14 protein-coding genes are annotated in these 13,586 nt (G+C 64.7%); 5 read left to right on the forward strand and 9 right to left on the reverse strand.

Translation table 11 applies throughout. The annotated features are described in order from the left end of the window. Positions 1 to 38 precede the first annotated feature (38 nt). From AB7532_RS28990 to AB7532_RS29000, 3 genes are all read right to left on the reverse strand, one after another. Positions 39 to 1,328: a TRAP transporter large permease gene (locus tag AB7532_RS28990; RefSeq protein WP_441238095.1), complete on the reverse strand. Its 1,290-nt coding sequence runs from the start codon at positions 1,326 to 1,328 to the stop codon at positions 39 to 41. A gap of 12 nt (positions 1,329 to 1,340) precedes the next feature. Then, positions 1,341 to 1,895 (reverse strand): TRAP transporter small permease, encoded by a 555-nt coding sequence (locus AB7532_RS28995; protein ID WP_441238096.1) that lies wholly within the window; start codon positions 1,893 to 1,895, stop codon positions 1,341 to 1,343. Positions 1,896 to 1,960: 65 nt separating this feature from the next. After that, positions 1,961 to 2,989 (reverse strand): TRAP transporter substrate-binding protein, encoded by a 1,029-nt coding sequence (locus tag AB7532_RS29000; protein ID WP_441238097.1) that lies wholly within the window; start codon positions 2,987 to 2,989, stop codon positions 1,961 to 1,963. Between the two features lie 229 nt (positions 2,990 to 3,218). Between AB7532_RS29000 and AB7532_RS29005 the strand changes: the two genes are divergently transcribed. From AB7532_RS29005 to AB7532_RS29020, 4 genes are read left to right on the forward strand one after another with little or no spacing between them, the layout of a single operon-like run. After that, positions 3,219 to 4,421 carry a CaiB/BaiF CoA transferase family protein gene (locus AB7532_RS29005; protein WP_441238098.1) on the forward strand — a complete coding sequence of 401 codons (1,203 nt, stop codon included), beginning with the start codon at positions 3,219 to 3,221 and terminating at the stop codon, positions 4,419 to 4,421. Positions 4,422 to 4,465: 44 nt separating this feature from the next. Beyond that, positions 4,466 to 4,918: a MaoC family dehydratase gene (locus AB7532_RS29010; protein ID WP_018318495.1), complete on the forward strand. Its 453-nt coding sequence runs from the start codon at positions 4,466 to 4,468 to the stop codon at positions 4,916 to 4,918. Then, the gene (locus tag AB7532_RS29015; RefSeq protein ID WP_441238099.1) at positions 4,918 to 5,769 is read left to right on the forward strand and encodes an HpcH/HpaI aldolase/citrate lyase family protein; all 852 of its coding nucleotides are present in this window, start codon (positions 4,918 to 4,920) and stop codon (positions 5,767 to 5,769) included. Before AB7532_RS29010 ends, AB7532_RS29015 begins: the two co-directional genes overlap by 1 nt. A gap of 15 nt (positions 5,770 to 5,784) precedes the next feature. Continuing rightward, positions 5,785 to 6,525 carry an IclR family transcriptional regulator gene (locus tag AB7532_RS29020; RefSeq protein WP_441238100.1) on the forward strand — a complete coding sequence of 247 codons (741 nt, stop codon included), beginning with the start codon at positions 5,785 to 5,787 and terminating at the stop codon, positions 6,523 to 6,525. Between the two features lie 107 nt (positions 6,526 to 6,632). Here AB7532_RS29020 and AB7532_RS29025 read toward each other — a convergent pair whose 3' ends face one another. From AB7532_RS29025 to AB7532_RS29040, 4 genes are all read right to left on the reverse strand, one after another. Continuing rightward, positions 6,633 to 7,424 (reverse strand): fumarylacetoacetate hydrolase family protein, encoded by a 792-nt coding sequence (locus tag AB7532_RS29025; RefSeq protein ID WP_441238101.1) that lies wholly within the window; start codon positions 7,422 to 7,424, stop codon positions 6,633 to 6,635. 85 nt (positions 7,425 to 7,509) lie between these two features. Then, the gene (locus tag AB7532_RS29030; protein ID WP_441238102.1) at positions 7,510 to 8,328 is read right to left on the reverse strand and encodes an alpha/beta fold hydrolase; all 819 of its coding nucleotides are present in this window, start codon (positions 8,326 to 8,328) and stop codon (positions 7,510 to 7,512) included. After that, positions 8,328 to 9,116, reverse strand: a complete 789-nt coding sequence (locus tag AB7532_RS29035; protein ID WP_441238103.1) for an SDR family NAD(P)-dependent oxidoreductase — start codon at positions 9,114 to 9,116, stop codon at positions 8,328 to 8,330. Before AB7532_RS29035 ends, AB7532_RS29030 begins: the two co-directional genes overlap by 1 nt. A 9-nt stretch (positions 9,117 to 9,125) precedes the next feature. Continuing rightward, complete coding sequence (locus AB7532_RS29040) at positions 9,126 to 10,097, reverse strand: Bug family tripartite tricarboxylate transporter substrate binding protein (protein ID WP_441238104.1); 972 nt, start codon at positions 10,095 to 10,097, stop codon at positions 9,126 to 9,128. A 314-nt stretch (positions 10,098 to 10,411) separates the two neighbouring features. On the opposite strand from AB7532_RS29040, the gene AB7532_RS29045 reads away from it, so the two are divergent. Beyond that, a complete protein-coding gene (locus tag AB7532_RS29045) occupies positions 10,412 to 11,311 on the forward strand; it encodes a LysR substrate-binding domain-containing protein (RefSeq protein WP_441238105.1) in 900 nt (299 codons plus the stop codon). Here AB7532_RS29045 and AB7532_RS29050 read toward each other — a convergent pair. Both AB7532_RS29050 and AB7532_RS29055 read right to left on the reverse strand, forming a co-directional pair. Then, positions 11,308 to 12,771, reverse strand: a complete 1,464-nt coding sequence (locus tag AB7532_RS29050) for an amidase (protein ID WP_441238106.1) — start codon at positions 12,769 to 12,771, stop codon at positions 11,308 to 11,310. The two genes, AB7532_RS29045 and AB7532_RS29050, sit on opposite strands and share 4 nt — an antisense overlap. Before the next feature lie 15 nt (positions 12,772 to 12,786). Beyond that, positions 12,787 to 13,584, reverse strand: coding sequence for an FAD binding domain-containing protein (locus AB7532_RS29055; protein ID WP_441238107.1), 798 nt, complete (start codon positions 13,582 to 13,584; stop codon positions 12,787 to 12,789). Positions 13,585 to 13,586 lie beyond the last annotated feature (2 nt).

A 13,586-nucleotide genomic window follows, 5' to 3' on the forward strand; every position in this document is an offset into this window, starting at 1 on the left:
GTTGTTGATCTCCTTCTTGGGAGCCGCGAGCTCCGATCCTAGCGCCCCATCTGCGAGGGCAGCCAGAGGATGATAGACGGAAACGCCACCAAAATCGCGATCGCGATCAGGTGCGCGATGAAGTGCGGGAAGGTGCCGTGGAACACTTCCGCGACCGGCCGCTTGGCGTAGCGGGCGACGATGAAGCAGTTCAGCCCGACCGGCGGCGTGATCATGCCCACCTCGGCGGTGACGATCTTGATGACGCCGAACCAGATCGGGTCGAAGCCGAGCGTCTTGATCAGCGGCAGCACGATCGGCACGGTCAGCACCAGGATCGCGATCTGGTCCATGAACGAGCCGAGCACGATATAGCCGCACAGGATCAGCGTGATGATCACCCAGCGCGAGGCCGGCAGCGAGCCGATCCAGGCGACGAGGTCCTGCGTGACATGCGTCAGCGTGAAGAAATAGCCGAAGATCGAGGCACCGACCAGGATCATGATGATCATGCAGGTGCCATGGCTGGCGCGCAGCAGCGTATGATACAGCGAGGACGGCGTGATCTTGCCCTTGACGATCGCGAGCAGGAAGGCACCGAACGCGCCGAAAGCCGACGCCTCCGTCGGCGTCGCGACGCCGAGATAGATTGTCCCCGTCACGATCGAGAACAGCACCACCATCGGCGAGACCTGCCACAGCAGCGTAAACTTCTCGCGCCACGGCACCGACTTCGCAGCCGGCGCTCGCGACGGATCCTGCCAGACCAGGAAATAGATCGTGGCCATGATGGTGAAGGTGACGAGGATCGCCGGGATGATGCCGGAGATCAGGAGCTTGCCGATGTTCACTTCGGCGAGGAGGCCGAAGATGACGAGTGCAACACTGGTCGGCAGCAGCATCGACAGCGTGCCTGAGATCGCGACGACGCCGGCGGCCATCTTGGGCTCGTAACCCTGGCGGATCATCGCAGGCAGACTGGTCGAGGACAGCGTCGCGGCGGAGGCCGTCGACGTGCCGCAGATCGCGCCAAAGCCGGCGCCAGCCAGTGCCGTCGCCATGCCGAGACCGCCGGGGATACGGCCGACCCAGGCAGACGCGGTCTTGAACAGATCATCCGCGACACCCGACAGCAGCACGAGGTCCGCCATCAGGAGGAACATCGGGATGGTGATCAGCTCGTAGGCCGAGACGGTCGAGAGCGGCGCGGTTTGCAAGATGCCCAGCAATGTGCCCCATCCGCCGACCATCACGAGGCCGACCGAACCGGAAAAGGCCATGGCGAAACCGACGGGCGTGCCGAGCGCGAGCAGGCCGAACAGCAAAGCGAGAACGATGAAAGGTGTCATGGATATCGCCCGTTACTCGAAGCTGCGTGCTTCGCCGACGCCGGTCACCGGCGGCAGCGGATAGAGGTCGCGGCCGCTGACAAGGCTCAGCACATTGCCGACCAGTTGCAGCGTCAACCGCAGCACCAGCACACCGCAGCCGAACGGCACCAGCGCCGCGGAGATCCAGGTCGGCCAGGGGATCGCGCCGGAGAGGACGTCATGCTGCTCGTAATTCTCCAGCGCGCGCTCGAAGCCGACCTTGCAGATCAGCACGAACACGAACAGGCCGGCGAGCGCGGTGACGATCTCGGACAGCCGACGTCCTGCCGGCGAGAAGCGCGACAGCAGGATGTCGACGCCGACATGCACGTGCTCGCGCAACGCGTCCGACACCGTGAAGAAGAACACGCCAGCGAGGAGATAGAGGCCGATCAAATCGTAGGTGAAGGAGAACGGACTGTTCAGTGCATAACGCATGAACACGTCGGTCACGACCAGCAGCATGATCACGAACATGAACACCACCGCGATCACCGTCAGCGCGCGTTCCAGCGCGCCGAGCACATCCCCTGCCCGTTTGATCACCTCTTGCGCCTCCTTCTCTGTCGGATTGCCCGATGCCTTGCTCGACGTTTTACTCGCTTGACGCTTTACTTGGCGCCGCCCGCGGCGAGCAAATCGTCGAACTCCTTCAGCGCGGCGGACGCCTGCTTGCCGCGGCTGTCGAGCCCGCTCGCCCATTCCTTGCCGACGCCCTTGAGCTTGTCCTTCATCTCGGCGCGGGTCGCCTCCGGCAGCGGATCGAAGCTGATGCCTTCGTCCTGCATCTGCTTCTTGGTGACTTCGCCTTCCTTTTCGACACCAGCGCAGGCTTGCGGCGTAATCGCCTCCGAAGCCTCGTTCATTGCCTTCTTCACATCGTCGGACAGCTTGTCCCAAACCGACTGGTTGATGGAGTAGGAGACGATGAAGCTGCCGAAGCTGACACCTTCGGTGGCGTGCTTGACCAGCTTGTCGAGGCCATAGGACACGACGCTGTCGAGCGGGAACAGCAGGCCGTCCATGGTACCGCGCGACAGCGATTCATAGGCATCGGGTGCGGCCATGCGCACCGGCACGGCGTTGAGCGCACGCAGCGTCAGGTCCTGCGCGCCGCCGGTGGTGCGCAGCTTCAGGCCCTGCATGTCCTTGGTCGTTTCCACCTTCGACTTGATGGTCCACACCTGGTAGGGCGGCAGCACCACGGCCAACAGCAGCTTGATCTTGTTCGGCGCGTATTCCTGCTTGGCCAGAAGGCCTTCGCGCGCGGTCTTCCAGTAAGCGAGCGTGCCCTGGCAGCTGGTTGCGAACGCCCCCGGCAATTGCGCGACTTCCGACAGCGGCATCTTGTCGGAGACATAGGACGGCCCGATGTAGCCGATGTCGACCACGCCCGACTGCGTCAGCCGCAGCATGTCGGCGGCCTTGCCGATCTGCTGGTTCGGATAATAGGTGAAGGTCACCGCGCCGTTGGTGCGCTTGGTGACGTCGTCCATCCAGGGCTTGAGCATCAGGCGGACGAGATAGTGCCCCGCGGGGAAGCTATCGGCGACCTTCAGCTCGAGCGCCTGCGCCGACAATGTCGAGACCGGCAGCGAGAGAGCGAGCGCGGCAGCGGCCCAGACCAGGTTCTTCTTCATATCGTTCTCCTTGACGCGTCCCCATGCCGAAGGCGGCAGCGAGTTGCTGCAGCACCGTCCGGCCCCTCACTCCAGTTCTTGCTTGAGTAAAATGTACATATATGTGAATTTATCTGTCAAGTATATGAACTATGCATAGAGCCATGCGCTTGAGGGCGAGTCCATGGAATTGACTTCCTCATTTTCTGAACTCTAACTCCACGTATATGAATTCATCCAACGAGGCCCCATGGGACCGCTCGCCGGCTTCACCATTCTCGACCTGACCTCGGTGCTGATGGGCCCCTACGGCACGCAGGTGCTGGCGGACATGGGCGCCGATGTCATCAAGGTCGAAAGCCCCGAGGGCGACATCGTTCGCCAGATTGGTCCAGGCCGCACGCCCGGCATGGGCGGGATGTTTCACAATGCCAATCGCGGCAAGCGCAGCATCGTGCTCGATCTCAAAAAGCCGGAGGGCCGCGACACGCTGCTGCGGCTGGCGAAGAGCGCCAACGCGCTCGTCTACAATGTGCGCCCGCAGGCGATGGCGCGGCTGGGCCTCGACTACGAGACGCTTGCCGCCATCAATCCCGCCCTGCTCTATGTCGGCGCGTTCGGCTACGGCCAGGCCGGCCCCTATGCCGCCAAGCCTGCGTATGACGATCTGATCCAGGGCGCGGCGACCATTCCGACGCTGCTTGCGGCGGCCGGCGACGGCACGCCGCGCTACGTCCCCGTCACCATCGCCGACCGCATCGTCGGCCTGATGATGGTGAATGCCATCATGGGCGGGCTGATGCACCAGAGCCGCACGGGCGTCGGCCAGCGCATCGACGTTCCCATGTTCGAATCCATGACGGAGTTCGTGCTGGTCGATCATCTGGGCGGGCTGACTTACGATCCGCCGCTCGACCATGGCGGCTATGCCCGCCTGCTGTCGCGCTATCGCCGCCCCTACAAGACCAGCGACGGCTATCTCTGCGTCCTCATTTACAACGACAAGCACTGGCGAAGCTTCTTCGAGGCGATCGGACAGACTGAGTTCTTGCAGCAGCCCCGCTTCGCCAACCACGCCGCGCGCACGAAACACATCGACGAGATCTACGAGGAGATTGGCCACATCTTCGCCACGCGCACCACCGCGGAATGGCGTGAGCTGCTGGAGCGCGCGGACATTCCGGTGATGCCGATGCATACGCTGGAGACGATCCTGGATGATCCGCATCTCAAGGCGATCGATTTCTTCAGGACGGTGGATCACCCCGTGGAAGGCCGCATCCGCCAGATGCGCGTGCCCTCGACCTGGAGCGCGACTCAGCCGGAACCCGCCGGGCCCGCACCGACGCTCGGCCAGCATGGCCGCGACATTTTGCGCGAGGCCGGTTTCTCGACTGAGGAGATCGACCAGCTCGCCGAGCAGAAAGCAGTTCACCTGGCCGCGCCGCCGTAACGGCGGCGCTGGCCAGAATCGCAACGAGACAGGGAGGAAACGCGATGGCCGGACTTTATTTCGAGGACTTTTCCGTGGGCCAGGAGTTCAGGCATCCGCTGACCCGGACCGTCACGGAAATGGACAACACCATGTTCAGCCTGCTGACCCTCAACCCGCAGCCGCTGCATATCGACGCGCATTTCGCTGAAAAGACCGAGTTCGGCCAGCGCATTTTCAACAGCCTTTACACGCTCGGCATCATGATCGGCATGACGGTCTATGATACCACCATGGGCACAACCGTCGCCAATCTCGGTATGACCGACGTGACCTTTCCGAAGCCGGTCTTCCATGGCGATACCTTGCGGGCGACGACAAAGGTGCTCTCGGTGCGGGAATCCAAATCACGGCCCAAGGCGGGCATCGTCGAGTTCGAGCACCACGCTCTGAACCAGAACGACGAGATCGTCGGCAAATGCCGCCGCATGGCGATGATGCACAAGAGGCCGGTCTGATGCGTTCGATGCTGTTCGTGCCGGGCGATTCCCCGCGCAAATTCGAGAAAGCGAGCGAAGGCAACGCCGACGCGCTGATCATCGATCTCGAAGACTCCGTCGTCACCGACAAGAAGCCGGAGGCGCGCGGGCTGACGTTGGCGATGTTGAAGAGCCGTCCCCGCCCGCACCAGCTCTATGTCCGCGTCAACGCACTCGACACCGGCATGACGCTCACCGATCTCGCCGCTGTCATGCCGGGCAAGCCCGACGGCATCGTGCTGCCGAAATCGCAAGGCGGCGACGACGTGCGGCAGGTCGCGACCTGGCTCGAAGCCTTGGAGGCGTCGGCCGGCATTGCGGTCGGCGCAACGCGCATCGTCTGCGTCGCGACGGAGACCGCCAGCTCGATCTTCGGGCTCGGCAGCTACAAGGGCTGCTCCCCGCGCCTCGCTGGCCTGATGTGGGGCGCGGAGGATCTCTCGGCCTCGCTCGGCGCCACCGAAAAGGCCTCGGGCGGCGTGTTCCACAGCCCCTATCGCCTCGCGCGCGATCTCTGCCTGATGGCGGCGGCGGCGGCCGAGGTGGCACCGATCGACACCGTCTATACCGACATCGACAATCTCACCGGTCTTGAGCAGGAAACGCGCGCGGCACGCCGCGACGGATTCTCGGCGAAGGCGCTGATCCATCCCAAGCATGTCGATGTCGTCAACGCGGCGTTCGAACCGACCGACGCCGAACGGACCTGGGCGGAAAAGGTCATCGCGGCGTTCGCGAGCAATCCGAATTCCGGCACGCTACGCCTCGACGGCCAGATGATCGACAAGCCGCATCTTCGTGCCGCGAAGAAGATTCTCGGCGAGCCCTAGGACACAAGCCCCGCCATGATCGTTCGCCAAGCCGCAAACGTCCTGGAGATCATGGAGTTCTTCGCGCAAACGAGGAAGCCGGCGACGCTTGCCGAGATCGCCGATCATTTCGGCTGGCCGCGCTCGTCGACCTTCAACCTGCTCGCGACGCTGTCGGAGAAGGGCTATCTCTATGAGCCGCGCCCGCGCGCCGGCTTCTATCCGACGCCGCGGTGGCTGGCGATGGCGCGGATGATCTCCGAGGTCGAGCCGCTGCCGCAATGGACGCACACGCTGATCGCCGATCTCTCCGCCGAGACCGGCGAAACCGCATCCATCGTGGCGCCGGCGGGCGTGATGGCGGTGTTCATCGACGTCGTCGAGTCCCAGGCCGCGATCCGCTATTTCGCGACCATCGGCCATCGCGTGCCGATCCACGCCACCGCCAGCGGCCGCGCGTTGCTGCTGCAATATTCGCCGGAGGAGCGCGACTCCGTCTACCGCAAGATCGAGTTCAAGCAATACGGCCCCTCGACCCCGATCAGCATCGACGCCGTCGAGACCGAGCTGCGCAATTCGATCGCGCGCGGCTATTGCCAGAGTTTTGCGGACTACAGCCGCGATCTTGCCGGTGCTGCGATCCCGTTACCGATCGGAGATCGCAGGCTTTCGGTGGTTGTCGCAGGGCCGGAGTTCCGGATCGGGCCGAAGGTTGCGGAGGTGGCCGCGCTGATCGCGCGGACGGTCGACCGGTTACGGCCGAAGGCGGCGGCTTAACTGCGGCCACGTCAACTGCCCTGTCGGGTCGTCATGGCCGGGCTTGTCCCGGGCATGACGACGAGGGAACATCTCGCCCCGATCTGGGCGGCGAGAAGAGGAGAAGATCAGACGATCTTGATCGACATATCGGGCAAACCATCGAGCTTGCACAAGAGTACGTCGCCCTTCACGACCGGGCCGACATTCTCCGGCGTGCCGGAATAGATGATGTCGCCGGCCTTCAGCTCGAAGGCTTCCGATAGCTTTGCGATCTGCTCGGCAACGCTCCAGATCATCTTGCTAAGATCCGAGCTCTGCTTCACCGTGCCGTTGATCGCGAGAGAAATCGCGCCCTTCTCGAAATGACCGGTCTTGCTGGCCGGGTGGATCGGGCCGATGACCGCGGCGTGGTCGAAACTCTTGCCGATCTCCCAGGGCTTCTTCTCGGCGGCCATGCCGTTCTGCAGATCGCGCCGGGTCATGTCGAGGCCGAGCGCGTAGCCGTAGACGTGCTCGAGCGCCTTGTCGGCCGGGATATTGCTGCCGCCGGATTTCAGTGCGGCAACCAGCTCGACCTCGTGATGATAGTTCTTGGTCAGCGACGGGTAAGGATGATCGGCAACCTGACCGACCGCGACGTTCTGGATCGCATCCGTCGGCTTCTGGAAGAAGAACGGCGGCTCGCGGTTCGGATCCGAGCCGCGCTCGATCGCGTGCGCGGCGTAGTTGCGGCCGATGCAATAGATGCGGCGGACCTGGAATACGCTGCTCTCGCCGACGATCGGGATCGCCACCATCGGCACCGCGAAGATCGGCTTGGGTGCGGCCTGCGCTGCGGCCGGCGCGGCCTCGGCGAGGCCCGCCGCGGTCATCGCGGCCGCGGCCGTGAGCACGCTGCGTCGCGTGGTTTTTGTCATGGCTTCACTCCCTGATTTCGTTTCTTTTCTGAACGCCAGTCATAGAGCCAAACGAGGGGCGGGCCAATGGCCCGCCCGCTAGGTCTTAAGTCGCGACGCGATCGAAGAACGCACGAACCTTTTGCGCACAGACGTCTGGGTCGGTCGCCGCGACGTGGTAGGAATCGCCCGGCAGTATTTCGAGCTTCGAGCCCGGAATCGTTTCCTGCCACGCCTTCACGGAGGCGACGTCGCCGAGCCCCGAGCCCGTCGTGGTGATCACCAACGCCGGGCGCTTGATCGACGGAAGCTCACCGGTGACATCGACCGTCGGCACCATCTGGAGGAAGGCCTCCAGCGTCGAGGCCTTGGTCTTCGACATCAGCTTGATCCACCAGTCCAGCGCCGCCGGCGGCAGCGACGAGCCGAGCCGGCCGGCCGTGGTCTCGCGCACCCAGGGCTCGACGCCCTGCTCGCGGATCTGCTTGCGCCAGGTCGGCGCCCGCTCGTTGAACGAAGTGAGCGACGCCGGCGCGCCAACCGCGGCAACCGCGATCACGCGATCGGGATGCTTCGCCGTCAGATGCATCGCCAGCGTGCCGCCGATCTTGCCGCCGACCAGGAACACGCGATCGAGCTTCAGCGCGTCCAGCATCCGAATGATGTCGTCGCCAAGGCCGGCGAAGCGATAGACATAGTCGCCCTGCATCGGCGTGGAATCGCCATAGCCGCGCAAGTCCGGCCGCACCACCAGATGATGCGTGGCGAAATACGGCACCCAGCGCCGGAACGCCTCACCGCTTTCGGCGAGCCCGTGCAGCATCACGACCGGCGGCTTGGTGTCCCAGGGCAGCAGATAGTCGTCGATGCGAACCGCAAGCTCGCAATCGTCGCTGACACCGATCTTCCGCAGCTCGCTACTCATCAGATACACCTCGTTCCACCGCCATCGACATTGATGCAGGTACCAGTAATGAAGGATGCGCGGTCTGAACAGAGGAACGCGACGATGCCGGAGACCTCGTGGGGCTGCCCGACGCGGCCGAGCGGCACCGAGGCAATGGCCGCGGCATTTGTCGCGCCCTGATCCTGCCCCGCAATCGCCGCGCCTTGGGAGATGAGGCTGTCCCAGCGATCGGTCTGCACCGGTCCGGGATTGACGCCGGTGACCAGCACATTGTCAGGCGCGCATTCCTCAGCCAGCGCGAGCGTGAAGTTCAAAAGCGCCGCGTTGACCGCGCCGCCGGCCATATAGGCCGCGCGCGGCTGGTGCCCGCTGCGGCCGATGATGTTGATGATTCGGCCCCAGCGGCGGTCGCGCATTTCGGGCAGCACGTCACGCGCGCAGCGCATGTAACCGAGCAGCTTCAGCTCGATCGACTTGGCCCAAATCGCATCCGGCGTCTCTGCGATCCGCCCCATGGGCGAGGCCCCGGCATTGTTGACGAGGATGTCGACGCGGCCGAAAGCCTCGCGCGCGGTGGCCATTGCGCGCGCGATGTCGTCCGGCTTGGTCATGTCCCCGGCACAGGCGATCACGCGCCGTCCGGTATCGCGCGAGATATCCTGCGCTGCCGCAGTCAACCGCTCGGCGTCGCGCGCGACGATCACGACATGCGCTTGCTCGCGCGCGAGCTCGGCGGCAATGGCACGGCCGATGCCGATGCTGCCGCCGGTGACGACGGCAACCTTGCCGCCCAGATTCAGATCCATGACGCTGTCCTAGTCAACGGTGGCGCCGGAGGCCTTGACGAGCTTGCCCCACTTCGTGGTTTCGTCCGCCATGAACTGCCCGAACGCCGGACCGAACACCGTACCGGGCTCGGCTCCGAGCTCGGCAAGCCGCTTCTTGACGTCAGGCATTTTCAAGATGGTCTCGAGCTCGCCGCTCAGCTTGGCAAGCGCGGGCTCAGGCGTCTTGGCCGGCGCCACCAGTCCGAACCAGGACGACGCCTCGAAGCCGGGAATGGTGTCGGCGACGACAGGCACGTCGGGCAGCGCGCCCGCGCGCTTGGAGCCCGCGACCGCGATTGCATTGATGGCCTTGCCCTGCACCTGGGGCAGCACCGCCGGCATGTTGTCGAACATGAACGGGATCTGGCCCGCGAGCAGATCGTTCATCGCCGGCGCGGCGCCGCGATAAGGCACGTGGACGATGTCCACGCCGGCCATGCTCTTGAGCAGCTCACCGGCGAGATGGTTGGTCGAGCCGATGCCGGACGAGCCGAAATTGAGCGAGCCGGGCTTGGCCTTGGCGAGCGCGATCAGCTCAGCCACGTTCTTCGCCTGCACCGATGGATTGACGACCAGCACGATCGGCACCGAGGCAATCAGCGCGATCGGCGCAAACGCCTTGGCCGGGTCGAACGGCAGCTTCTTGTAGAGGGAGCCGTTGATCGTCAGCGGAGGCGGTGCAGTCAAAAGCAGGGTATAGCCGTCCGGCTCCGCGCTCGCGACCGTCTCGGCGCCGATATTGCCGCCCGCGCCGCCGCGGTTCTCCACCAGGAAAGTCTGGCCGTTCCGCTCGGTCAGCTTCTGGGCGACGATGCGCGCGATGATGTCGTTGGAGCCGCCAGCCGGGAACGGCACGATGATCTTGACGGGGCGGGACGGATAGTCCTGCGCCACCGCGAAGCCGGAGAACAGAACGGCCGCGCAGGCGGCCAGAAAGGTGCGTCGCATAACCCCGCGCATGGGCACTTCCTTGATGTTTGTCTTGTTGGTGATTGAATCATCACGCGGCGAGCAATGGCCTCAACTTCCCGATGTCGTCAAGCCGTTCGAGATTGCCGATCCGGTCGACTGGCCTCTCGGCCTTGCAATGCCCTGCACCATTGCGGTCAGGTCTCGCTTCCTCCCGGGCGTGCTTTCGTTCTCAGTTAGTTTCCCGGGAACGCAGGCCGCAGAAATATCTAAAAATTGGCGAGGCATTGACTATTCTTGCGGCAAATCCCGCCCAATGGCCCTAGCATGGAACTTGCATAAATTCTGGGCGACATGGACGCCGCATGAACCTCATCAGTCTCGACATCCGCATGCTCCGGTCGCTGATCTCCGTGGTCGAGACCGGCAGCATCACCGAGACCGCCCGCCGGCTGGGCCGCACCCAGCCGGCGATCACGCTGCAATTGCAGCGGCTGGAAGAACTCACCGGCAAGCAATTGTTCGAGCATAGCGGCCGAAGGCTGATGCTGACCGACGACGGCACCATCGTCCTCACCTACGCCAAATCCATCCTGAGGTTGCATGACGAGCTGATTTCGCAACTGGCGTCACAGGAGATCGAGGGCCAGGTGGTGCTCGGCACCCCGGATCTCTACGCGGCGTTCATGCTGCCGCAGATCCTCAGCGTGTTCCGAAAATCCTTTCCGCGCGTGCAGGTCGAGCTCAATTGCGCGCTGTCAACGCCGCTTGTGGGTCTCGTCAAGCGTGGCGACGTCGATATCGCGCTCGTCACCCGCATGAACGATTTCACCGGCGGCCAGGTAGTGCGGCGCGAGCAGCTGGTCTGGATGACCGGCGAGCAATCCACCGCGCATCAGGAGCGTCCGATCCCGCTGGCGCTGCTGCCGCCAGGCAACATCTATCGCGACTACGCCATCGACACGCTGGAGCGTGCAAATCTGCGCTGGCGCATCGCCTGTGTCAGCGAGAGCGTCGGCGGCCTCCAGGCCGCGGCCTTCGCCGGGATGGCCGTCACCGTCCTCGGCCGCAGCGCACTGGTGCCGGCGATGCGCGAGATCGGCCTCAACGAAGGACTGCCGCCGCTGCCGAAGATCGAACTGCTGCTCTACAAGTCGAGCGGCGCGACCTCGAAGGCGGCAACGGCGCTTCACGACTACCTCGCGCACTATCTTCGCCTCGACGAAGAGCTCAGCGTCCGCGGCGCGCCGATCGAGTTGTCTTAGGCCAACGCGATTTGCGGCCAGAATTTCGCCCAGGGTTGCGCCGCTTCGAACGCGGCGGCAATGCGGAAGATGGTGGGCTCGTCGAGCCAGGGCGCGACGATCTGAAGCCCGATCGGCATTCCATCGCGATCGAAGCCGCACGGCAGCGTTGCGGCCGGAAGACCGGCGAGATTGATCGGCCAGGTGAAGGGCGACCAGCCGAGATGCGGATCGACCATGCTGCCGTCGATCGTGCCGACGCCGAGCCGGCCCGCCTCGAAGGCGGTCACCGCGACCGTCGGCGTCACCAGCGCATCGACCCGCTCGAATAATTTCACGAAAGCATTGCGCGCCTGGCCGCGGCGGTAGCTGGCCTCGATATAGTCCGTACCGCTGTAGCGACGGCCGGCACTGACGACGTCGCGATAATCGGCCTCTGAACCCGCGAGTTCGGCCGTGGTCTTGGACGCCACAGCCGCCGCCTGTTCGGTGAATGCGATCGGCTTGAGCGTGTGCTCCAGAATTCCGGGATCGAGGCCCGGACCATCCATGGTGACCTGCGCGCCGCAGGACTCGAGAATGGCGAGCGCCTTCTCGAACGCCGCACGCACGTCGGGGCTGATCGCGGCGTAACCGAGATCGGCGCTGGCGCCGATGCGAATGCCGTTCAATGGAGCGGCGTTGGTGTCGAAGCGGCGGGACGGCACGGGCAGGCTTGCGGCATCGCGCATATCATAGCCGGCGATGATCTCCAGCGTCAGCGCGGCATCCGCCACAGTGCGCGTGATAGGCCCGGTATGGGCGAGCGAGGCCCATGACGGCGGCGAGAAGCCCGGCGAGCGCGGCACGAGGCCAAAGGTCGGCTTCAGTCCGAACACCCCGCAGAAGGACGACGGCACGCGGATCGAGCCGACGCCATCGGTGCCGATCGCGATCGGCCCGCAGCCGGCGGCAACGCCTGCCGCTGCGCCACCGCTCGACCCGCCGCTGGTGCGGCCGGTATTCCAGGGGTTGCGCGTGGTGCCCGTGACGGGGCTGTCGGCCGTCAGCTTGTAGCCGGACTCGCAGGTCGTGGTCTTGCAGGTGATGATCGCACCCGCAGCCTTCAGCGCCGACACCACGGCCGCATCTGCCTCGGGCACGAACGTCTTGTTCATCGGCGAGCCGCCATAGGCCGGCACCCCCGCGACAAAGACGAGATCCTTGATCGTGACGGGAACGCCAGCGAGCGGTCCCTTTGCTTCACCTGCGCGCATCTCTCTCGTGATACGGTCGGCGTCTGCCCTCGCCTGCTCGTACATCGGCGTCACCACCGCGTTGCAGGTCTCGTTCGTCGCTTGGAGCGCGGCGATGGTGTCGTCGACGACATCGCGCGGGGTGAATGCCTTGCGCCGGTAGCCGGCCACGATCTCGGTTGCAGAAAGCGCGCCAAGGCCAGTCGGCGCCGGCGGGAAGGCCGTTCGGCCGGAACCATCAGTCATCATCAACCCTGAGAGTTAGCTGAGCGCCGCGTCGACGGCGCGCTTGGCCATGACCGTGACGAGATGCGCACGGTAGTCGGCTTCGGCGTGGATATCGGAGGTGAGACCGTCGGTGTCGATCTTGATCGCCGCGATCGCTGACGGATCGAAGTTTTGCGACAGCGCCGCCTCCATGGGCGGTACGCGGAACACGCCGGAGCCTGCGCCCGTCACAGCCACGCGAACCCCATCGGCGAATTTCGCGACGAACACGCCGACCAGCGCATAACGCGAGGCCGGCGCCTTGAATTTGGCGTAACCGGCCTTGAGCGGCACGGGGAAGCGGATCGCGGTGATGATTTCGCCAGGTTCGAGCGCGGTCTCGAAGAGACCGAGGAAGAACTTGTCGGCGACGATCTCACGCGTGCTGGTGACGATGGTGGCGCCGAGCCCAAGCACGCCAGCGGGATAATCGGCTGCCGGATCGTTGTTGGCAACGGAGCCGCCGATAGTGCCGCGGTTGCGCACCGCGGGATCGCCGATTGCCGAGGCCAGCGCCGCGAGCCCGGGGATTTTTGTTTGAACGAGCTTCGAGGCCGCCACCACCGCATGCGGCGTCATCGCGCCGATGGTGATCGCGGCGCCGCCGTCGGTGATACCCTTGAGGTTTCCGAGTTTGGAGAGATCCACCAGCGCGGGCGGATTGGCCAGCCGCTGCTTCAGCGTCGGAATCAGCGTCATGCCGCCAGCGACGAGCTTGCTGTCCTCGATCGAGGTGAGGAGCTTGGCCGCCCCCGGAATCCCGTCCGGCTGGTGATAGGCAAACGGTTTCATTG

It is taken from the genome of Bradyrhizobium sp. 930_D9_N1_4 (genome assembly GCF_052076015.1).
GTDB lineage: Bacteria > Pseudomonadota > Alphaproteobacteria > Rhizobiales > Xanthobacteraceae > Bradyrhizobium.

Excerpts from the sequence above, each read along its gene's own strand:
- AB7532_RS29045 (WP_441238105.1), top strand. The coding sequence starts at position 10,412 with ATGAACCTCATCAGTCTCGACATCCGCATGCTCCGGTCGCTGATCTCC.
- AB7532_RS29050 (WP_441238106.1), bottom strand. The coding sequence starts at position 12,771 with ATGACTGATGGTTCCGGCCGAACGGCCTTCCCGCCGGCGCCGACTGGC.
- AB7532_RS29040 (WP_441238104.1), bottom strand. The coding sequence starts at position 10,097 with ATGCGCGGGGTTATGCGACGCACCTTTCTGGCCGCCTGCGCGGCCGTT.
- AB7532_RS29015 (WP_441238099.1), top strand. The coding sequence starts at position 4,918 with ATGCGTTCGATGCTGTTCGTGCCGGGCGATTCCCCGCGCAAATTCGAG.
- AB7532_RS29030 (WP_441238102.1), bottom strand. The coding sequence starts at position 8,328 with ATGAGTAGCGAGCTGCGGAAGATCGGTGTCAGCGACGATTGCGAGCTT.
- AB7532_RS29000 (WP_441238097.1), bottom strand. The coding sequence starts at position 2,989 with ATGAAGAAGAACCTGGTCTGGGCCGCTGCCGCGCTCGCTCTCTCGCTG.
- AB7532_RS29055 (WP_441238107.1), bottom strand. The coding sequence starts at position 13,584 with ATGAAACCGTTTGCCTATCACCAGCCGGACGGGATTCCGGGGGCGGCC.
- AB7532_RS29035 (WP_441238103.1), bottom strand. The coding sequence starts at position 9,116 with ATGGATCTGAATCTGGGCGGCAAGGTTGCCGTCGTCACCGGCGGCAGC.
- AB7532_RS29010 (WP_018318495.1), top strand. The coding sequence starts at position 4,466 with ATGGCCGGACTTTATTTCGAGGACTTTTCCGTGGGCCAGGAGTTCAGG.
- AB7532_RS29025 (WP_441238101.1), bottom strand. The coding sequence starts at position 7,424 with ATGACAAAAACCACGCGACGCAGCGTGCTCACGGCCGCGGCCGCGATG.
- AB7532_RS29005 (WP_441238098.1), top strand. The coding sequence starts at position 3,219 with ATGGGACCGCTCGCCGGCTTCACCATTCTCGACCTGACCTCGGTGCTG.
- AB7532_RS29020 (WP_441238100.1), top strand. The coding sequence starts at position 5,785 with ATGATCGTTCGCCAAGCCGCAAACGTCCTGGAGATCATGGAGTTCTTC.
- AB7532_RS28990 (WP_441238095.1), bottom strand. The coding sequence starts at position 1,328 with ATGACACCTTTCATCGTTCTCGCTTTGCTGTTCGGCCTGCTCGCGCTC.